Source organism: Saccharibacillus kuerlensis DSM 22868 (assembly GCF_000378145.1).
Lineage (GTDB): Bacteria > Bacillota > Bacilli > Paenibacillales > Paenibacillaceae > Saccharibacillus > Saccharibacillus kuerlensis.
The window spans coordinates 57,631-77,660 of the sequence record NZ_KB899289.1 but is presented as its reverse complement, the minus strand read 5'-3'; the positions used below and the strand labels follow the sequence as shown (position 1 = coordinate 77,660).

At 48.4% G+C, this 20,030-nt stretch carries 19 protein-coding genes; 3 read left to right on the top strand and 16 right to left on the bottom strand.

The window, feature by feature from the left end; translation table 11 throughout:
- Positions 1–94 precede the first annotated feature (94 nt).
- The 7 genes from F456_RS0113960 to pdhA form a co-directional block, all read right to left on the bottom strand.
- A complete protein-coding gene (locus F456_RS0113960; protein ID WP_018977666.1) occupies positions 95–1,582 on the bottom strand; it encodes a glutamate synthase subunit beta in 1,488 nt (495 codons plus the stop codon).
- Between the two features lie 142 nt (positions 1,583–1,724).
- Entirely contained in the window at positions 1,725–2,225 is a 501-nt protein-coding gene (locus F456_RS0113955; protein ID WP_018977665.1) for a dihydrofolate reductase, read from the bottom strand.
- An 11-nt stretch (positions 2,226–2,236) separates the two neighbouring features.
- Positions 2,237–3,031 carry a thymidylate synthase gene (gene thyA / locus F456_RS0113950; protein WP_018977664.1) on the bottom strand — a complete coding sequence of 265 codons (795 nt, stop codon included), beginning with the start codon at positions 3,029–3,031 and terminating at the stop codon, positions 2,237–2,239.
- Positions 3,032–3,174: 143 nt separating this feature from the next.
- Positions 3,175–4,599, bottom strand: coding sequence for a dihydrolipoyl dehydrogenase (lpdA, locus tag F456_RS0113945; protein ID WP_018977663.1), 1,425 nt, complete (start codon positions 4,597–4,599; stop codon positions 3,175–3,177).
- A gap of 4 nt (positions 4,600–4,603) precedes the next feature.
- Positions 4,604–6,295 (bottom strand): 2-oxo acid dehydrogenase subunit E2, encoded by a 1,692-nt coding sequence (locus F456_RS0113940; protein ID WP_018977662.1) that lies wholly within the window; start codon positions 6,293–6,295, stop codon positions 4,604–4,606.
- A 30-nt stretch (positions 6,296–6,325) separates the two neighbouring features.
- Positions 6,326–7,303 carry an alpha-ketoacid dehydrogenase subunit beta gene (locus F456_RS0113935; protein ID WP_018977661.1) on the bottom strand — a complete coding sequence of 326 codons (978 nt, stop codon included), beginning with the start codon at positions 7,301–7,303 and terminating at the stop codon, positions 6,326–6,328.
- Positions 7,304–7,423: 120 nt separating this feature from the next.
- Entirely contained in the window at positions 7,424–8,491 is a 1,068-nt protein-coding gene (gene pdhA, locus F456_RS0113930) for a pyruvate dehydrogenase (acetyl-transferring) E1 component subunit alpha (RefSeq protein WP_018977660.1), read from the bottom strand.
- Between the two features lie 276 nt (positions 8,492–8,767).
- Here pdhA and F456_RS0113925 point away from each other — a divergent pair, with 276 nt between their 5' ends.
- From F456_RS0113925 to F456_RS23675, 3 genes are all read left to right on the top strand, one after another.
- The gene (locus F456_RS0113925) at positions 8,768–9,493 is read left to right on the top strand and encodes an alpha/beta hydrolase (RefSeq protein ID WP_018977659.1); all 726 of its coding nucleotides are present in this window, start codon (positions 8,768–8,770) and stop codon (positions 9,491–9,493) included.
- 174 nt (positions 9,494–9,667) lie between these two features.
- Positions 9,668–10,309, top strand: a complete 642-nt coding sequence (locus F456_RS0113920; protein WP_018977658.1) for a thiamine diphosphokinase — start codon at positions 9,668–9,670, stop codon at positions 10,307–10,309.
- Between the two features lie 303 nt (positions 10,310–10,612).
- Entirely contained in the window at positions 10,613–10,936 is a 324-nt protein-coding gene (locus tag F456_RS23675) for a helix-turn-helix domain-containing protein (protein ID WP_018977657.1), read from the top strand.
- An 85-nt stretch (positions 10,937–11,021) separates the two neighbouring features.
- On the opposite strand, the gene F456_RS0113910 is transcribed toward F456_RS23675, so the two are convergent.
- From F456_RS0113910 to F456_RS22600, 9 genes are all read right to left on the bottom strand, one after another.
- Positions 11,022–12,005 carry a hypothetical protein gene (locus tag F456_RS0113910; protein WP_018977656.1) on the bottom strand — a complete coding sequence of 328 codons (984 nt, stop codon included), beginning with the start codon at positions 12,003–12,005 and terminating at the stop codon, positions 11,022–11,024.
- The gene (locus tag F456_RS0113905) at positions 11,992–12,543 is read right to left on the bottom strand and encodes a hypothetical protein (protein ID WP_018977655.1); all 552 of its coding nucleotides are present in this window, start codon (positions 12,541–12,543) and stop codon (positions 11,992–11,994) included. Before F456_RS0113905 ends, F456_RS0113910 begins: the two co-directional genes overlap by 14 nt.
- 3 nt (positions 12,544–12,546) lie before the next feature.
- Positions 12,547–12,927, bottom strand: coding sequence for a hypothetical protein (locus tag F456_RS0113900; protein WP_018977654.1), 381 nt, complete (start codon positions 12,925–12,927; stop codon positions 12,547–12,549).
- A 57-nt stretch (positions 12,928–12,984) separates the two neighbouring features.
- Entirely contained in the window at positions 12,985–13,449 is a 465-nt protein-coding gene (locus F456_RS0113895) for a hypothetical protein (RefSeq protein ID WP_018977653.1), read from the bottom strand.
- Positions 13,450–13,524: 75 nt separating this feature from the next.
- A complete protein-coding gene (locus tag F456_RS0113890; RefSeq protein WP_018977652.1) occupies positions 13,525–15,603 on the bottom strand; it encodes a hypothetical protein in 2,079 nt (692 codons plus the stop codon).
- Complete coding sequence (locus F456_RS0113885; protein ID WP_018977651.1) at positions 15,600–17,495, bottom strand: ATPase, T2SS/T4P/T4SS family; 1,896 nt, start codon at positions 17,493–17,495, stop codon at positions 15,600–15,602. Before F456_RS0113885 ends, F456_RS0113890 begins: the two co-directional genes overlap by 4 nt.
- A 3-nt stretch (positions 17,496–17,498) precedes the next feature.
- Positions 17,499–18,344 carry a hypothetical protein gene (locus F456_RS0113880; protein WP_018977650.1) on the bottom strand — a complete coding sequence of 282 codons (846 nt, stop codon included), beginning with the start codon at positions 18,342–18,344 and terminating at the stop codon, positions 17,499–17,501.
- Position 18,345: 1 nt separating this feature from the next.
- Positions 18,346–19,017 (bottom strand): hypothetical protein, encoded by a 672-nt coding sequence (locus F456_RS0113875; protein ID WP_018977649.1) that lies wholly within the window; start codon positions 19,015–19,017, stop codon positions 18,346–18,348.
- Between the two features lie 12 nt (positions 19,018–19,029).
- Complete coding sequence (locus F456_RS22600; RefSeq protein WP_018977648.1) at positions 19,030–19,995, bottom strand: SAF domain-containing protein; 966 nt, start codon at positions 19,993–19,995, stop codon at positions 19,030–19,032.
- Positions 19,996–20,030: the final 35 nt, after the last annotated feature.

Below are 20,030 nucleotides of genomic sequence, written 5' to 3'. Positions count from 1 at the left end.
ACCATAATTTATTAAGTTAGAACCAAAAGAGCCGCACATATTGTGCGGCTCCCAGTAAAAGTATTCAATCCTAACATCGTCAAGCGGTTGACGATTAGGCAAGAACCGTTGCTCCCATAAGAAACTTATCGACTTCACGAGCAGCTTCGCGACCTTCGTTAATTGCCCAAACGACCAAACTCTGGCCGCGGCGCATATCGCCGGCAGCAAATACTTTCTCGGAATTCGTCTTGTACTCGCCGTATTTTGCTTTGACGTTTGTCCAACGATCTGTTTGCAAGCCCAACTGCTCTGCCAGAGTTTGCTCAGGACCATCAAACCCAATAGCAATCAATGCCATTTGAGCAGGGAACACTCTCTCGGTGCCTTCAACCGGTGCGTAAATTTTACGGCCGTTTTCATCAACAATACGCTGAATTTGTACGGTGTGCAGTTCCTTAAGGTTGCCTTCTTCGTCACCGACAAATTTCGTTGTCATAATTGAAAACTCGCGCGGATCGTCGCCGAAGATGGCTTTTGCTTCTTCCTGGGCATAATCAAGTGTATACACATTCGGGAACTGCGGCCATGGGTTGGCAATCGGATCGCGTTCCATCGGTGCCTTCTTGTGGGTACCGAACTGTGTTACACTGCTGCAGCCGTGACGCAGGGAAGTCGCTACACAGTCGGAACCGGTATCTCCGCCGCCGATTACAATCACATCTTTGCCGGCTGCCGAAATGTAATTGCCATCTTCCAGATTCGAATCCAGGTAGCTCTTAATTGTTCCATTGAGGAAGTCCATAGCATAATGTACGCCTTTCAGATCGCTTCCTTCAATATTAAATTCACGCGGTTTTGTTGCACCGCCGCAAAGCACAACAGCGTCAAATTCATCTGTAAGCTGCTGAGCCGGAATATCTTTTCCGATTTCTGTCGAAGTGACGAAGGTAATGCCTTCAGCTGCCAGCAGGTCTACACGGCGCTGTACGATACTTTTTTCAAGCTTCATGGATGGAATTCCATAAGTCAGCAGGCCGCCGACACGATCGGAACGTTCATACACGGTTACATAGTGCCCCGCTTTATTCAGCTGTGCCGCGCAGGCCAGTCCTGCAGGACCCGAACCTACTACCGCTACCTTTTTGCCTGTGCGTTTTTTCGGAGGTTCTGGCTGAACCCAGCCTTCTGAAAAGCCTTTCTCAATGATCGCTTCTTCAATCGTTTTGATCGTAACCGGATCCCCGATAAGACCTACGGTACAAGAACCTTCACATGGAGCCGGACAAATTCTTCCTGTAAATTCCGGGAAGTTATTTGTCTTATGCAGGCGGTCGAGCGCTTCTCTCCACAACCCGCGGTAAACGAGGTTGTTCCATTCCGGAATCAGGTTATTCACCGGACAGCCGGAAGTTCCGCCAGTCATATTAACGCCCACATGGCAGTATGGCGTTCCGCAGTCCATACATCTTGCTCCCTGCGTACGCAGTTCTTCCTCCGCCATATGCTTATGGAATTCTTCCCAATCCTTGACGCGCTCAAGCGGACTGCGATCCGCAGGCAGCTGTCGTTTATATTCCATAAAACCAGTAGGTGTAGACATCGAACGTTTCCCCCATCCGCATAAGTTCTCATTTTTTGTTCTCTATTCTATCACAAGCAAGATATTTCAACCATAATATCATCATTCGTTCGTAATTTGAAATAGATTATGCGGAATTTAATTTGCATTTTCTGAATATCGTTTACAAAGACGGCATGAAACGTTCGTAAACTTCAAACACATAACGGTAAACGTTCTTCTCATCACGCACGCCTTCTTCCGAACCGGAAAGTTTCCATACCGACCAATCGACTTCCGGAAAATGCGCATCTCCCTGAAAATTCTCATGCACCTTAGTGACTCGAAGTCGATCAGCCAGTGGAAGATAAAGTTCGTAAATCTGTGATCCTCCAATGATCATAATTTCTTCTCCGTCCGCTGCCGCCACAGCATCCTCTGGGGAATGAACGACCTCCGCACCATCCGCTTTAAAGGAAGTATCTCGCGTCAGTACAATATTTTGCCGGTCTTTAAGCGGCTTGGAACCGAAGGATTCCCATGTCTTACGGCCCATAATAATTGGTTTGCCCAGCGTCTCACGCTTGAAATAAGCCATATCGGCGGGAATGCGCCAAGGCAGCCCATTGTCCCGCCCGATCAGCCCATTCTCGTCCTGTGCCCAAATCAAAGTAATGGTCGGCATATGATCCTCCTTTATACGGCGATTGGCGCCTTAATACCCGGCTGCGGATCATAGCCTTCGAATTCAAAGTCTTCATAACGGTAATCGAAAATGGATTCCGGTTTACGCAAAATTTTCAGTCTAGGAAGCTCTCCCGGCTCGCGCTCAAGCTGCGTTTTGACTTGTTCGATATGATTGGAGTAAATATGCACATCTCCGCCGGACCAGATGAACTCTCCAACTTCCAATCCGCACTGCTGAGCAATCATATGAGTGAGAAGCGCATAGCTTGCAATGTTGAAAGGCAGTCCAAGGAACGTATCTACCGAGCGCATTGTCAGCATGCAGGAGAGTTTGCCGTCTGCTACATAAAATTGAAACAGCAGATGACATGGGGGCAGTTTCATATTATCAATCTCGGCTACATTCCAAGCGCTGACAATATGCCGACGGGAATCCGGGTTGTTTTTGATCGAATCAATAACTGCAGAGATTTGGTCAATCTTGCGACCGTCTGCTGCTTCCCAGGCACGCCACTGCGAACCGTATACCGGCCCTAATTCCCCGTTTTCATCCGCCCATTCGTTCCAGATCCGCACACCATTTTCCTGCAAATAACGTACGTTCGTATCTCCCTTTAGGAACCATAACAATTCATGCACAATCGATTTCAAATGCAGCTTTTTTGTTGTAAGTAATGGGAACCCTTCAGAGAGATCAAAGCGAAGCTGACGGCCAAATACCGACACTGTTCCTGTTCCGGTACGATCTTCTCTTTTTGTACCGTTGTCCAAAACATCTTGAAGCAAATCTAAATATTTACGCAAAAAAGTCACCTCATCGTAGTTCTGCTGATAGTCGTTTTAATTTATTATTTTATCACAAAAGCGAATAATGAAGAATAGTCATATGTATAAAAAAAGGGCAGGCGTGTGAACGCCCACCCTTTAAAGCTTATATCGTTACTGAATTAACGTTTTTTTGGAGCAAGTGCGTGGATTGGGTTGCCCAGAACGAGTTCAGCAGCTTCCATCACGATTTCTCCCAATGTTGGGTGAGCGTGGATTGTCAGTGCCAGATCTTCCAGGGTTGCGCCCATTTCTACAGCCAGACCCATTTCAGCAATCATGTTTGTTGCTTCAAGACCGACAATTTGGCTGCCCAGTACGACGCCAGTGCCTTCTTCGGCAACAATTTTCACGAAGCCTTCAGGATGGTTCAGCGATACGGCACGACCGTTACCGCCGTAGCTGAACTTACCAGCCACAACCTTGAAGCCTTTTTCTTTTGCTTCTTTTTCGGTCAGGCCGACACTCGAACATTCCGGATCTGTGAAGACCACAGCAGGCATGCACTTGTAGTCAACAACAGACGGATGTCCGGCAATTGCTTCAGCTGCAACCTTAGCTTCATAAGAAGCTTTGTGAGCCAAAGCCAGACCAGGCACGATGTCGCCGATTGCGAAGATGTGCGGAATGCTGGTGCGACCTTGATTGTCAACTTTAACCAGACCACGCTCATCAAGCTCAACGCCGATCATGTCCAGACCAAGTTCGCCGTCAGTGTTTGGACGACGTCCTACTGTTACCAGCAGGTAATCAGCTGTAATTTCTTTGCTTTCTCCGCCAACAGAGAACTTCACTGTCACGTCTTTGTCCGTTTGCGTTGCGCTCTCGGCTTTGGCGTTTGCGTGAATTTCGATACCATCTTTTTTCATGGTCTTCGAAACGAGGTTAGTCATATCTTTGTCGAAGCCTGGCAGAACGGTATCCATACCTTCGATAATCGTCACTTTCGTGCCGAATTTCGCGTACATTTGACCCAGCTCGGCTCCGATGTAGCCGCCGCCGATTACTACCATGCTTTTTGGAATTTCAGGCAGGTTCAGTGCTTCGGTCGAAGACAGAATGCGTCCACCGAACGGGAAAGGCTTCAGTTCGATCGGGCGCGAACCCGTCGCGATGATGCAGTTCTTGAAACGGTAACGAGGTGCTTCGTAGTCGTTGAAGACACGAGCTTCGTTTTCGTTAATGAACATACATTCACCGTTGAACACTTGAACATTGTTGCCTTTCAGCAGTCCGCTTACGCCGTTTGTCATTTTTTTGACAACGCCGTTTTTGAACTCTTGAGTCTTGGCAAAGTCGACTTTAACATCGCTTGCCGTAATACCGAAAGCTTCGCCGTGCTGAGCATTTTCGAAGCTGTGCGCAGCCGAGATCAGAGCTTTCGAAGGGATACAACCACGGTTGAGGCAGACACCGCCGAGTTCGGCTTTGTCCACGATCAGAACCTGTTGTCCCAGTTGAGCGGCACGGATGGCGGCTACATAGCCGCCAGGTCCCGCACCAATTACCAATGTGTCAATATCCAGGGAAGCGTCTCCTACTACCATATGTTTATACCTCCATTACCATCAGCTCGGGATTAGCGAGCAGGGATTTAAGATAGTTCATGCAGTTTTGTGCAGTAGCGCCGTCGATGAGACGATGGTCGAAGCTCAGGGACAGGGCCATCATTGGAGCAGCTACAATTTCGCCGTTTCTTACAATGGCTTTTTCGCTGATGCGGCCTGTTCCAAGAATTGCAACTTCCGGATAGTTAATGATCGGTGTGAAGAACATACCGCCTGCCGAGCCGATGTTCGTGATGGAGATTGTGCTGCCTCTCATCTCGTTCGGGGACAGTTTGCCATCACGGCCGCGTTTTGCAAGATCACTGATCGATTCCGCAATCTTGAATACACTCTTACGGTCAGCATCTTTGACAACCGGTACAATCAGACCGTTTTCCGTATCTGTTGCAATACCGATATCATAGTGCTTCTTGTAGACGATTTCGTTGTTCACTTCGTCGATGGAAGCGTTCAGAGCTGGGAATTCGCGTACTGCTGCAACCAGAGCTTTCACGATGAACGGCAGGTAAGTCACTTTAATGCCTTTTTTCTCAGCAAGTGGCTTCATGCGGGTACGGAAAGCAACCAGTTCGGTTACGTCGACTTCGTCCATAATTGTAACGTGTGGAGCTGTGTAAGCCGATTTGACCATTGCGTTCGAAATCGCTTTGCGGATACCTTTGAACGGTACGCGCTCTTCGTCGGCAGCAGCGGAAGATGCGGATACAGCTGGAGCTGGAGCAGCAGCCTTCACAGAAACTTCCGATTTCGCAGCAGCCGGAGCGACTGTTTCGGCTGGAGCCGATGCTGCGGCAGCTGGAGCTTGTCCGCCGTTTTTCTTGAAGTTTTCTACATCTTCGCGGCTGATTTTTCCGTTTTTGCCGGAACCTTGAACTTGTCCCAGATCTACGCCTTCTTCGCGAGCGAATTTACGCACGCTTGGAGTCGCCAGAACTTCGCGGTTGGAACCCGATGTTGAAGCTGCTGCTGGGGCAGATACCGGAGCTTTCGCTTCGGCCGCAGGAGCGGATTCTTCAATCGATTCCGAACCTTCTGGCATTTCACCTTCTACAGCAATGATTGCCACGATGTCGCCTACATGGTGGGTTTCACCGTCAGCTACGCGAACTTCAACAACTGTACCGTTAACCGGGCAAGGTACTTCGACAACCGCCTTGTCGTTTTGTACTTCCATAATGATATCATCGTCGGTTACTTTGTCTCCGACTTTGATATGCATCTTAACGATTTCGCCTTCATGCAGACCTTCGCCAAGTTCTGGGAACTTGTAAGCGAATTTGTTGCCGCCCGAAGCCTGCGAAGATCCTTGCGAAGCCGAAGGGTCTGCAGTTGCCGGCGAAGAAGTCGTGTCTACGCCGCCGATTTGCGCGTCGCTTTCTTGAGCTGCGTCGGCTTGCGGGCCTGGTTCCGGTTCCGATCCTTCCGGCAGTTCGCCTTCTGCATCAATGATAGCGACAACTTCGCCCACATGACAGGTCTGGCCGTCGCCTACGCGAACTTCCAGTACTGTGCCGTTGACCGGGCAAGGTACTTCAACGACAGCCTTGTCGTTTTGGACCTCCATGATCACGTCGTCGTCAGTCACTTTATCTCCGACTTTGATGTGCATTTTGACGATTTCGCCTTCATGCAAACCTTCGCCGAGTTCTGGGAATTTGTATTCAAATTTTGCCACGTTGCACTACCTCCTTCTGGTATCTATCAATTAAAACTCAAGAACTTTTTTGACGTTCGTAATGATGCGTTCTGGAGTCGGCAGCCATGCGTCCTCGATTTGCGCGAAAGCGTAAACCGTATCCGGAGGAGTAACACGCAGTACCGGAGCTTCAAGGTGAAGAATCGCTTTTTCGTTAATCTGAGCGATAACCTCTGCCGCTACGCCGGCTGTTTTTTGAGCTTCTTGAACCACGATCGCACGGTTCGTTTTCTTGATCGAAGCTACGATTGTATCGATATCAAGCGGGTTAAGCGTACGCAGGTCGATAACTTCGGCTTTGATACCTTCTTTTTCAAGCTGATCAGCAGCTTTAACAGAAGTGTGTACACACATGCCGTAAGTCAGAATCGTTACGTCCGATCCTTCGCGAACAACGTTTGCTTTACCCAGTTCTACTGTATATTCGCCTTCCGGCACTTCTGCGCGGAATGCATGGTACAGGTTAAGGTGCTCCATGAAGAAGACCGGATCGTTATCACGAATTGCGGCAATCAGCAGACCTTTGGCATCGTAAGGGTTAGAAGGAACAACCACTTTAATACCCGGGCTTTGTACCAACAGACCTTCGAGTGCATCGGTGTGCAGCTCCGCCGCTTTAACGCCGCCGCCGAAAGGCGTACGGAATACGATCGGGGAGTTGTAACGGCCGCCCGAACGGTAACGCATGCGCGCCGCTTGAACGATCATTTGGTCGAGAGCTTCAAAGATGAAGCCGACGAACTGGATTTCAGCGATCGGACGGAAACCTTGTACGCCCAGACCGACAGCCATACCGCCGATTGCGGATTCAGCCAGCGGCGTATCAAATACGCGCTCTTCACCGAATTCTTTTTGCAGACCTTCCGTTACACGGAAAACGCCGCCGACGTTACCTACGTCTTCGCCGAAGATCAGAACGTTAGGGTCACGTTTGAGTTCCACGCGCATTGCGTCGCGGATTGCTTCTTTCATATTCATTTGTGCCATTGCTACATTTCCTCCTTAACGTTACGTTCAATGGAATACTGCTATATGAGCGTTCATTTATGTGCAGGTAAAAGATATCGGAAGAGCGTCCTGGTCCAGGCGCTCCACCGAATCTTTATTTTATTGGAAGTCCGCTTTCTGTTCTTCCAGATGTTGAGGCGTAGTTTCGAACATGGAATCGATCAGGCCGGCAACAGTCATTTTCTCTGTTTTCTCCGCCTTCTTGATTTGCTCAGCTACCGTTTCTTTAGCTTCCGCTCTTACGCGCTCTGTATCTTCAGCAGACCAGAGACCTTTTTTCTCCAAGTACTTCTGCAGACGGTGAAGCGGGTCTTTCTCGCTCCATTGTCCTTCTTCTTCTTTTGTACGATACTTCGAAGTATCATCGGACAAGGAGTGCGGCTTGAAGCGGTAAGTCAGAGCTTCAATGAGGGTCGCGCCTTCACCGTTGCGTCCGCGCTCGGCAGCATCTTGAACCGCTTTGATAACAGCCAGAACGTCCATGCCGTCGATCTTCACGCCTTTGATACCTGCAGCAATCGCTTTGTGAGCGATCGACATAGCAGCCGTTTGCTTCGCGAATGGAGTAGTGATCGCATAACCGTTGTTCTGTACGAAGAAGATTACAGGCAGTTTGTACACGCCCGCAAAGTTCAGACCTTCGTAGAAGTCGCCTTCGGAAGAACCGCCGTCACCTGTATAAGTAATGGCAACTTGCTTTTGTTTTTTGAGCTTGAAGCCCATAGCGATACCCATCGCGTGCAGAATCTGTGCACCGATGATAATCTGTGGCATCAGAACATTTACGCCTTCCGGAATCTGTCCGCCGTGTTGATGACCACGGGAGTACAGGAAAGCTTGATACAATGGAAGACCGTGCCATACGAGCTGCGGCATATCGCGATAACCCGGACATACGAAATCTTCTTTTTGCAAAGCGAACTCACTGCCGACCATCGTCGCTTCTTGACCGGATACCGGTGCATAGAAACCAAGACGGCCTTGACGACCCAAGTTGATTGCTCTTTCATCCCAAGTACGGGTAAATACCATACGACGCATAACTTCTTTCAGTTGATCGTCGGTCAGGTCTGGCATCAATGCTTCGTTAACGATTTCGCCATCTGGCGAGAGAACGGAAAGAGCTTCGACTTCTTCCGTATATACTTCATAAGGAACCTTGCTCATTATTTTCACCTCAATAAAAAATTTGAATATCATGTCCCTCTGTTATATCATTATTATACACCTGTTTCATACGATAGTCAAAGAAATTGAGCACAATTATTTAAACTCTTCTTCTTTTGTATATATAACAGAGGTATAATATTTGTATAACAATTAAGAGAATCCGAACACTTTACGTCTTTTCGTTCGCACAATCCCAATCTTACCGCATTCGCGCCTGCCGTGTAAAGCGTATGCAAAATGACCACCATATTTGATAAAAGGAGAGATGTTTCCGTGACCGATTCCCGATACCTTAAACGCACGATCGTAAAAGAAGTTATTACAAGCAATTTCTTAAATGAAGAAAGAGCTTTAAGAATCTACCTGCCGCCGGGATACAACGAAGTGCTGAGTTATCCAGTCGTTTATTGCCAAGATGGCGAGGAATTTTTCAACTTCGGACGAATTGCGACCTATGCCAATCAGCTCATTCTCGATGAAGGGATAGAACCGTTTATTATCGTCGGGATCGAAGTTGATGTTAAAAAAAGAACTGCCGAGTATGCACCTTTCGGCAACCTACATCAAGCTTATGTTCGCTGCATCATGGAAGAGATCATTCCGTTCGTTGAACAAAAGTACCGCGCTCGCAGCGACGACCGGATCTTGGCCGGTGATTCACTCGGTGGTTCAATGTCGCTTCATCTCTCTCTGCTGTATCCCGGCGAATTCCCTCGCATCATCAGTTTGTCAGGCGCCTATTATGAAGAATCACAAGCGATTATTGCCCGTGAATCCGATCTGAATTGGCTCGACATATACATGATTGTAGGGCTTCAAGAAAACGAGTATCAAACGGATCATGGCACATTCGATTTTGTGGACCTCAACCGACGCACCCGCGATCTGCTGCTGGACCGTGGAGCGACGGTCCGTTACGCGGAAAAAGAGGGCAAACATCTGTGGGGATTTTGGCAGAAAGAACTTCCGGACGCACTCATGTATTTTTTAACCCATTGATCACCTTCCAACGCGCCGATTTTGGTGCATTTAACGAAATACACAGTTTAAGCCCATTTTATGCATTGTAAGCCCTTATAGGCGTCGGTATACTGGTAGCTGTGAAGAGCAGTGCGACGCCTATATCCTACAAGCGCCTGCCGCTGCATTCTGATTGAGAGAGGAGGAGTTTACTTGAAAGCCAAACGCGCTGTTATTGTTTCAGGAGGATTATGGACCGACGATTACTTGGAATATATCCGTACCGGCGATCTGTTAATTGGAGCGGATCGTGGAGCGCTGATGCTGATCGAGCACGGCCTTCGTCCAGATATTGCTGTCGGAGACTTTGATTCGGTATCTGCTGCCGATGCCGAACGAATCCGAGCGAACAGCGGTCGGGTAGATTCCTGTGACCCTGTCGATAAAAATTATACCGACACTGAACTTGCCTTCGAATTGGCGCTGAATGAACAGCCATCTGAGATTGTTATGCTTGGCGTAACAGGAGGACGGATGGATCATACATTAGCCAATGTCCAACTGCTCATTCGGGCGCTTCGCCACCAGGTCGTGTGCACAATCCGGGATCATAACAATTATATTCAGTTGACGGGTAGTCAACTGACCGTCATAGACCGCGGATTTACATATGTTTCTCTTATTCCGGCTACCATGGAAGTCGGAGGCGTAACGCTGGAAGGGTTCGAGTATCCGCTGCAAAACGCAACACTTCGTCAGGGACAATCTTTAGCTGTCAGCAACAAGCTCGCAGGATCAACCGGTGTCGTATCTATTGAAAGCGGCCTGCTGCTTGTTATTCAAAGCCGAGACTGAGTCCTAGGCGGCAAAATAACAAACGAACAGAATCAAAACTTTCAAAGCTCATGTCAAAACCTTTGGAATGAATCTCAAACAAAACGCGCAAGTTTCCGGATATCTCGTTATGCGGAAGCTTGCGCGTTTTGTTCAACAATAATTATGAAAATTATTTTTGCATTCTTCCTCGATATGGAAAAAGAATACGTAGACCTTAACCTCTTGTTCGGTATATAGTCTAGTTGCAGGCAGGTTTTTTGCATCAATAAAAAATACCATGCCTCTACAGCACTTATTTTCTGTCACGGAAAGGCGGTTTCTATGGACATCGGAAGCAAACTCCGCTATTTGCGCAAATCGCGCCATCTCTCTTCTGTTGAACTTGCCCAGAAGGCTAATGTTTCCCAATCCTCGATCAGCGATATCGAATGCAACCGGCGTTCGCCAAGACTTAATACACTGAGCAGCCTGAGCCGTGCGCTCGGCATCCCTCTCTCTGAACTCCTTCCTGTCGACGACCTGCTCGAACATCCACTAAAAGAAGAAGAACGTCAACTGCTCGATCTATTCAGCCGAATGAATGCCAGTCAGCAAAAACACCTGCTTGGGCTGCTGGAAAGTTTGAAGAAACGTCATGAAAATTGAAAACGTTACAGTTTGCTATAGATAAGAGGAAAGGCTTTCCGATAAAGCCGAAAAGTCTTTCCTTACCGAGGAACCAACCTTCAGTCTACGGCTTATTCTGTCGAACGGGAAAATATCCTGAACGTGCTGCTTCTCTCTCGCTGTCGAATGTTTCTTCAATTTTCCCCGGAAGTTCGAAGGCATAACGAGAATAGTATTTGATTCCGCTAACCGGATCGCTCGAACCATATACCATTTTAGTACGAATCAGTCGCCCTCCTCCAAAAGCATAATGGTTATAAGCCTGGTCGCCAACCGGAATCCCCTGTAAAAAAGCCGCTATTCCAATATCATTGATACTGTTGTCCCATTCTTCTTCCGAAATTTGCGGCAGTGTAAATATGTAGTCGATTCCGTACCGGGTCGCATATTGATTATGCCGATTGATTGCATACGCCAGGTCGTTTTGAATACCGTTCACGATTGTTTGCCTGCGTACATTTTCGAATGTTTCTGCCTCGTGCAAAAGAGGCATACCCGTATTGGCTGCAATCTCTTCTCGAAACCCTTGGACCCAGCTATTTGTTCGTCGATCATAACTTTTCACAAAACTGTCGAGTGTAAATTGAATCGTATTTCCAGAGATGTCTGAGTAAGCGTAAGGCTTCTTCGGCGACCAGACGGCTTTCAGCTGAGCTTGTCCCGCAGAATCGATAAACGGCTCTGTTGCATAAATGTAATAACCGTCGTAGTCGATTACTGCGATGGCGGGAATATAACCAGCCAATGCACCTAAAGCAACCGGATCGTCCGCCGCTCCGAAATTCAAAGCAAGCGAACGGTAAAACGTATCGACTGCACGTTCTTTATTGGCGCGAAAAAACTTCTTCGAACCGTATCCCGGCTGATAATCCTGCTCCGTTGTATCATTCAGTACATAACCGGCGTCTTGTACGGCCGATCTCAGAATCGAGCTATAGCGTCGACTCAGTTCAAGCGCTTTGTCTTGATCCTCAAGGTGCATAGAAACGACTTGAAAAATCGGAAAGAAGATCATGACGAAAATAATTGCGAAGCTAGTAATCTTCATTGAGGATCATTCCTTCGTAATTCATCAAAACTGCCGCGTTCTCTTCCGTATTGTCATTCATCAGGAAATCCCAGAGCTGAACTGCAGCGGTACGATTAACGTTCTTCAGCTTAACTCCAATATAATCGCCGACCTCCATGGTGTACCGTCGAGCGGCATCTTCCGGTGAACGTCCATTGTCCGGAAAAAGCACTGCCAATATCTGCTCGGTGTAAAAGCCGTCGTAAAAGGTGGTAAAGCTGCCTTGAAACGTTAACGGGTTGGCTGGGTCATTGTAGTCAGGGTTGTAACGCTTATGCAGGTGCTCCAACTGTACATCGTACTGATTACCTGTCGCAGCAAGTTTTGTATTGAACTCTTCATACATCTGCGGCGTAATATATCCTTTAGTGCGTACGCTATCGATAAAATGGGTAGCCGCCCCCTGTACTATTGCATTCGCAATTTTATCCTGACTTCTGGCCTGCTCGTACAGCGGATACATAAACAGCAGCAGCACAGCCAGCAGAGCAGCGAAAATGCCGGTTATGTATTTCATGGTTTAACTCCTAAATACAATTTTGTTCAAGCTGCCGTCAGTGTCTCTGTAATAATCGGCTCGGTACGTCAAGTTTAAATCAATCTGTGCGGGGTCCATTGATTCATAATCCGAGCCATATACATAGAGAACTCCGTTAACTTCGATATTGATTTTGTCTTCTGCAATGTTCCGGATCATATAAGCGACCTGGACGCCTGAGTAATGTTCTTCCCCAGGAGTGCTCAGCATCGTTTTGACTTTTCGGTCACGGTCTGAGTTGAGCGCGTATGATATTCTCGCCCCCGCTTCGATCGTACGTGCAACTTCTGCCGCATAGCTGCATGCTCCGATAAACAGCAGAAAAACGGCGGCCAGTACCATAAAGCTTCTAGCACTGCTCATGTAAAACCTCCCCAATTGAACAGTCGTCCCCCACCGCTGTGGAGAACGACTTCAAGTTTATTTCGTTTGTGTGAAAACAATACCTCGAACCATATTATTGGCATCACGTACAACCGATGATTTGAACTTGCCGGACGGGTTGATAAAATTGTTGTCCGCTTCATTCAAAGCCGGGCTTAGATTGCTGTTTTTTCCCTCACCCGTAATAACCCCTGTTGTATGATTGAACTGACTACCATAGTACGTTGTGCCGCCTTTGCCCGTCTGAACGTATACGCCGAACTGCTCATCGTTATTGTACTGACGCACAGCGTTCATAACTTGACTGCCCGACAGCGTCGTGTTTTCGTAAATGTTAAATCTGGTTTGTGACAGCTGCGTCTGGATTGTAGAAAATTGGGTCTGCCCTTCCTTAGCTGCGTCTTGTGAAGAAATAAAAATAACGACAACCGTTGTAATCAGTGCAAGCGTCAGAAAAATTCCCGCTGCCAGTTTCAGACCTGAAGTTGCATTGCTTCCCATAATAAACATTCCCCTTTTAAATTAAATTTGAGTGGTTTTTAAATTGACCTTGCATTGCCTTTAATTAGACATGAATTAAATTCGGCTTAATTGAGCGATCAAATCTCTCATTTGCATAAACGATACATACAGGAACGGAACGATAATGTAGGCGCCGAGCATAAACATGACAGGAGCAAATCCGATATCGCGTCCCCAGTTTGCCTTGCTCTCGATCAGCCGGTCCATGGTTTCCTTTTTTTGTTCACGGTAATATTCCTGCTCCATTTCCAGATCGTCGAACGCTTCCAGGATCGTGATGCGTTCCAGCGCATTTTCTAGTCGTTCCACCAGTCTGACAAACGGAGGAAACGGAGCTTCATTCTTAAGAGCAGCCAAAGCGCGGGCCGGTCCTCCATCGTAATCAAGCAGGCAGCGCTGAAGGGCCGGTTTGAAAATAATTGCGAACCGTTCCATCCATTCCAAAATCACTTGAACGCTCATCCGATCGAACTGGCTTAGAATTGAAATCAGCATCCTAAATTGATCGACCTCGTTTTGCATTTCCATACCGCGAATCCGGCGTTGGAACCGCATGATGCCCAGTGGAATAAAATAGGCGGCCGTGCCGGCGGCGGCAGCAATCAGCAGTTCCCACCATCTCAAATATTCGCTGTTCACCTTAACGAGCTTTTCGATGATACGCATCGCGGCTTCGTTTTGCTGAATTTCGTTTAATGTCGTTCCGCCTGACTCCCGAACCAGACTTCTCACTGTATCCTCCCAGCCCATTCTCCCCGCATGAATCTCGTTCATGATCCGTCGGTCAAACTCGCTTCTGCATTCGGCTTCCTGTCTCTCAATTCCATCGATCCGCCCAATCATCAGCCCGCCTTTGACGTAAGTCGGTGCATTCCAAATCCGGTGTACTTGATTGACATGAGCAGAGACAAACATACCTGTGACGAACAGCGCCGCTATCAGCCCCAGCAGCAGCCGCCTCAAAGTCAACCATTCGATCATAAGCGGTGAATTCGATTCCTTGATCAACTTGGACAGACTGTAATGGGCCTTGGTATTTTTGCGGGGCACAAAACGGTCGACTACGAATTGTACGGCACGATATTCATACATTTTCTTTTCCCAGCGAATTCCGCCGGACTTTGGCATGTATCGCGACTCTTCCGTCTCCGCAAGTTTGCGAATCAGCACATAGGCTGCAACGGCTACTGCATACAGCATCAGCTTGGAAGCCATACCAATCCGTCCTTCATAGAACTCTCCCATAATGGGAAAGTACTTCTCCGCCCAACGCTGCAGCGGAAATGACAGCAGGATCGGCATCAATGCAATAATCGTAAGACTGTTGAGCTGATAACTTAAACGATTTCTCCGCAGCAGATCGAAGTTGATGTCCTGTACAAATTTGCCGATCGCATTCAGATACAAGGAACCTTTGGCCGTCGTCTTGTCTCCGTATTCCATAATCATCCGTGCGATTCCGGTAAATACTTTGAGATAACGGTTCGGCGCTACTTCATAGTAGGCTGAAAGACTGCGATCTGGATCTTTTGAAGTTAGCACCTCATGCATCCGTTCTCCGTGCAGCCTCATATCGTGGCCGGCAAGCTGCGAAGCTTCGTAAATGGCTTCATCCGCCATTCTTGCCGACTGAAATTGGTGCCGATTGTCCTCAAGAAAATCCCGAAAGTCCTTAAGCAGCCGGTTTTCTACACGGTGAACGAACAGATCGATCAGCATGCCATTGAGTACAAGACAGCCGATCATCCCCAGCAGTACTACCGGTATGCTGCGCCCAAGCAGAGCAAGCGCTAAAATCAGCCCAATGACGATCAACAATACCGCATACGTAATTTTCATCGTTTCCTTGCGCAGTGTCAGCTCATCATACGGACTGACAACTGCCAAGCGCTGACGGATCCGGTGTACCTGGCTGCGAAAAACCGGAATTTGTGCGGAACGGACATAAGAACGCTGATAGAAGCGGCTGAGAGCCGGATTTTCCTTTTTCATACCCGGCTGACGACTCATCCAGTTCATCATCGACTCTTCTTCGACTGCGCTGTGATTTCTTCGCCGCTTTAAAATGACCCACAGCACCAAGGGCACAATGTACAAAATGAGCGCCAAGACAATAAGCAGCTGTAAGTTCATGTCGCTTCACTCCCCCAGTACCGGTCCAGAAAAGCCCGAAAATCCGCTGCGTCTTCTCTCGACATATTACCGGCCATCAATTCTACCTTCCTTGGAGTAGGACGGTGAACAGGAACATAAACACCGTCACGGAATTCGATAATATTACGCGCTTCGAATGTTCGTCCGGTCAGCCGGCGATAGTAGTTCAAATTTGCCTGTGCCAAAATGTTTAGCGCGGAAGCTTCGTCCAGATCCCCTTCCAGGCGGCGTCCAAGTTCAGCAAAAGATTCTTCGTCCGGATCGAGCACTACACACTCGGTCAAACGCTCAATATAACGGGTTCCGTCTCTCTCCTTTTCCAAGTGGACATCAAATGCGATCACACTCGCCACCTGCTCCTCCGCAATTCTCTCGTTCTGGAACGTTCCTGTCTTGAGCAGCGAGTTGCGCAGCGACCAGATCAAATCCTTCATCGTTTTGGCATGATGACTGAAAACGGTGAATTTGCTTGCTACTTGGGACATTTGTACCGCCCAGGCTGCTACCGGATCGGTCGCCACTTCGCCAAGAATATTGACTGTACCATCCGTCTTTTTCTGCAAATCCAACCCTTCTTGGCCGCTGATCTTATCCGTTTCGCGAAAAGCAAGAGTATTGCGTTCCGGATACAACCTGCGCAGATGCAGCTCAAACGCCAGTTCCTGAATCCGAAGATTGAACGTACCGTAAATCGACTTGACCATTGCCATCAGCAGTGTCGTTTTACCGGAACCCTGCTCGCCCGTTACTGCCGTGACCTGAGCACCCTTCATCAAATAATCCAGCATCTTCATCGGAAGCTCGGCGCCGCTAACCCGATCGGAAGCCAACAGACGCTCCAAGCTGAGATTGGGCAGATCAAACTTGCGAACGAAGAAAGCCCAGCTTTCGGAAAAAGGGGGGCGTACAACGACGACACGCGATCCGTCCTGCATTTCATTGACCATATAAGCTTTCGCTTCGGATAACTGCCCTGGGCTGCCAAATTTATAAATATTCTGGCAGACCCGCTTAAGTTCCAAGTCGCTGCCAAAGCCAAGAAAAGCCAGCCTAATCGATTTGCCTCGATAAAAAATCCAGATGCTGTCACATCCTCTTGGTCGCTTTTCCCGCATAGAACGCATCAGTTCGATCTCATGTTCAGTCTCCTGCATGTCACTCGGCAGTCCCGATACACCACCCGACACTCCGTCGATCGTCTGGTCCCGCACCTCATCAATTGGACCAAAGCCTTTGTACTGCTGGTAGAGACGCTGGACAACAATTTGCAATTTATCCTCAAACGACAATCTGGGCGCTTCTCGGCTGTAAATTTCGCAGATTTCTTCAGATGTAATAATATACGACTCGGTTTCGCCGTTTTCGATAATCGACTTTAATTCCGCCAATTGATATTTTTCGATCAAAACACTCAAAGCCTGCGCACCATGCTCTATTTTGTAAATGTGCAGCAAAATTTCGAATTTGTCTTGATCGCTTAGCCGACGTTCGTCTCCGAAAGGCAGTACTCGGTCAATCGTCGTTTCCGTTATCACGTTTCCACGCAGCAGCAGATCGGTGATAAATGACTTCACGTAAGTTTTATCCGCCAAACTTCCGGAGCTGCACATCTTGAGCGAACTTTTCAACTCGGCAACCACGTTTCTTCTACGCTCGAACTCTTCGGCCGAAAGACCGAGATCCAGCAGGTTTGCGTTGGTAAATTCATTGATTGCCGATGTTGTATAAGATTGCAGAGCCTCGATCGTAAGCAGCTCCGATTCCATTTCGCGGATATCCCGAACGGATGGATTTTTGCGAAGCATAAGAAGGAGCCACAGCAAGATGCCGGCTAAAATAGCGATGATTAGCAGCAGATTGATCCAGTCCATGCTTTACGAAGCTCCCTTCGCGGCATCTACATGCTTCAATCTGGTGTTCACGCCGATCTCCTCCAACAGTTTCTCAGCAGCCCGTCTGACTTCGGCAATAAACGGATAGTTGTCGTGCCTGCGATCGAGGGATCGGCTTCGTGCAATAAATCCTTTGATATCACCGTCATTGACCGCGTCGCGAAAATCGGAATTGTAAGGTACAGTCAGTGCCGGTTCCCGGCGTCCGTATTTGCGCATAATATTGACGGCTTTGTACTTGGACCTTGCATCGTAGCCGGAGAACAGTACCAGCTGTTTTTTGCCATGCAGCTCTTCCGGCCATGCACTTCGATCAAAGTAACGCTCCAGCATACCGGCGTTCTGATTTAGACAAACGACGACCAAATCAGCATCCGCCAAAGCCTGTCTGGACGCCGGACTGTCGATACCGGATCGTATGTCGAGCAGAATACAGTCATAATAACTGCGAGCATGTGCATAAATGTTTCCGATTAATTCGCCAGCATTCTCGAACTGCAGTCGGTTCATTCGCTCCGACCCACTGAGGAGATCCAGTCGATCGCGTTCGATCAAAAGTGCGTTGTTTTTAACTGTTTCCCGTTCAAGTTTGCCGCTGCGCGCCAGACGAACCAGCGCATCAAGCCCTGTTCCCGCATCGGTCGTCAGATCTCTGCTGTATGTATTGATTGAGCGAGCGAATCCGCGTTCCAACGTGTTTTCTTCTCCTTGGGGCTGCGATACCAGCGTTCGAATACGGTATTCACAGCCGATCAGCGAAGCGATAGCTGCTGCGGAAGAAGTAACCCCCGTTCCGTGCCCTACACTCCAAAATGCGATTTGTCCCATTTCATCTGCTCCTTTCGGCTTTTTTCCATAACTTGCGCACTTCCCGTTCATCAGTCTCCAACAGGACAGCGGCAATCCCATGCACCGCTTTTTTTATTTCCTTAGACAAACCTTTCATTTTCAGACGCCCGGCGTACTGATTGCCAATTTTGACTGCCAGATCGCGTTCATCGGGATAATAGACAAATGCTTCTTTCCAATCGATAGGAAACGGTTCAAACTGCTCCATTATGTAGGATTCTCCCGGCTCCCGAGCTCCTTCGATCAACACTCTGCGAAATGCGCAAAGTTCGGCGATCGGTCGTTCTGCAAAAAAGTGATCCAGCAGCCGCGCCGCTCGCCGCACCGATGTCAGCTCGCACCCTAACATCAGGAAACGAAAGTCCGATTCAGGAAGCTCCGAAAGTCGATAAGAATCGTCCGTATCATAGAGAACAAGATCATATTCCGTCTGCAGTTCTGCCTTAAGACTGCCGGCTGGAATCCACACTTCAAATCCGTCATATTCCTGCGGTTCACCAGGAACATCGAGAGCCGGATAAGCAAATTCGTAGCTTTTTTGCGCCGTCGCATCGACGATCAGTACCTTTTTCCCCGCTTGTGATATTGTTTTGGCCAAATAGAACAATAAATCTGTTTTGTCGCGATCTCCAATAAAAACAGCTTTTTTCAACTTAAGTCCTCCTCATTCGCCTGTTTCAACAGTTGAAGAGTCCGTGAAGCTCTGCTCTTCTTCCGGCACCGACGAATTTTGCGATTCCGCGCTATTTGCCGTTTCGTTCGAGATGAGCGCATTGTCCTGTGTACCCGGATTGATTGTTGTCATGTTCGCCTTGTTGTTGAGATACTTCTGAATGTCTTCCGGTGTCAAAAGCTCCAGTCCTCGTTCAAGCTTCTCGCGCATGCGGCGTTCCAATTCTGTCACAGCCCGTTCGACAATATTCGGATCGCTCTCGATCAGGTCAAGCACACTGGCATTGGCCGGATAAGTGACTGCAGCCGCTTGTTGGAGACCCGGCTCGACATAAGTTACGGCGTATATCGACGCGTCATTTAGGTAAGCATCGACAATAGCAGAGGACATCGTCAGAATCTCCCGTTCGTCCATCTGTACCCAGACCGTGCCGGAAGCTAAGTCTTCCGCACGCTTTTTTGACAGCACAATAAAATCTTCTCCAGTCGGGAACTTAACGCGTACGTCGACAAACTCACCGGCTTGGAGTCGACTCGGCAGCTCGATCAGCCGGAACTCCTGATTCCGTAAATCTCGCGGAGTCGGCGCACCTTCATACAGCATCGATTCGCTTATCGGCGTATTTCGGGCAAGATTGATCTTCGCATAACGACCGATTGAATCTTCTTTGGGCGGCATATGTTCGGGTACGGTTGTCTTCACGACCTCCACTTCGACAAGATCGTCTTCGCCGATTTTTTCCCCTGCCTGAATGTCCCGTGTCAGTGTATAGACCGGCACACGTTCGGCGTCCATTTCGGCAATACGCTGCTCGTAGCCGCTGCGCTCTTTTTCGTAACTCTTTTCGATATGGCGGATATAGAAAGTGCCCGCCGCCGCACAGAGCAGCAGCGCAGCAGCGGCTCCGGCAGCTGCTGCCAACAGACGCTGCCGCTGACGAAATCTGATTCTTGACATGATTGTTCTCCCTTCGTTTCTAACTCGCTTGTGGG

What these genes read in the sequence shown, in the direction of transcription:
- F456_RS0113905 (WP_018977655.1), bottom strand. Translation starts at nt 12,543, where the DNA reads ATGAAATACATAACCGGCATTTTCGCTGCTCTGCTGGCTGTGCTGCTG.
- F456_RS0113960 (WP_018977666.1), bottom strand. Translation starts at nt 1,582, where the DNA reads ATGTCTACACCTACTGGTTTTATGGAATATAAACGACAGCTGCCTGCG.
- pdhA (WP_018977660.1), bottom strand. Translation starts at nt 8,491, where the DNA reads ATGAGCAAGGTTCCTTATGAAGTATATACGGAAGAAGTCGAAGCTCTT.
- F456_RS0113955 (WP_018977665.1), bottom strand. Translation starts at nt 2,225, where the DNA reads ATGCCGACCATTACTTTGATTTGGGCACAGGACGAGAATGGGCTGATC.
- F456_RS0113890 (WP_018977652.1), bottom strand. Translation starts at nt 15,603, where the DNA reads ATGAACTTACAGCTGCTTATTGTCTTGGCGCTCATTTTGTACATTGTG.
- F456_RS0113895 (WP_018977653.1), bottom strand. Translation starts at nt 13,449, where the DNA reads ATGGGAAGCAATGCAACTTCAGGTCTGAAACTGGCAGCGGGAATTTTT.
- F456_RS22600 (WP_018977648.1), bottom strand. Translation starts at nt 19,995, where the DNA reads ATGTCAAGAATCAGATTTCGTCAGCGGCAGCGTCTGTTGGCAGCAGCT.
- F456_RS0113935 (WP_018977661.1), bottom strand. Translation starts at nt 7,303, where the DNA reads ATGGCACAAATGAATATGAAAGAAGCAATCCGCGACGCAATGCGCGTG.
- F456_RS23675 (WP_018977657.1), top strand. Translation starts at nt 10,613, where the DNA reads ATGGACATCGGAAGCAAACTCCGCTATTTGCGCAAATCGCGCCATCTC.
- lpdA (WP_018977663.1), bottom strand. Translation starts at nt 4,599, where the DNA reads ATGGTAGTAGGAGACGCTTCCCTGGATATTGACACATTGGTAATTGGT.
- F456_RS0113880 (WP_018977650.1), bottom strand. Translation starts at nt 18,344, where the DNA reads ATGGGACAAATCGCATTTTGGAGTGTAGGGCACGGAACGGGGGTTACT.
- F456_RS0113910 (WP_018977656.1), bottom strand. Translation starts at nt 12,005, where the DNA reads ATGAAGATTACTAGCTTCGCAATTATTTTCGTCATGATCTTCTTTCCG.
- F456_RS0113885 (WP_018977651.1), bottom strand. Translation starts at nt 17,495, where the DNA reads ATGGACTGGATCAATCTGCTGCTAATCATCGCTATTTTAGCCGGCATC.
- F456_RS0113900 (WP_018977654.1), bottom strand. Translation starts at nt 12,927, where the DNA reads ATGAGCAGTGCTAGAAGCTTTATGGTACTGGCCGCCGTTTTTCTGCTG.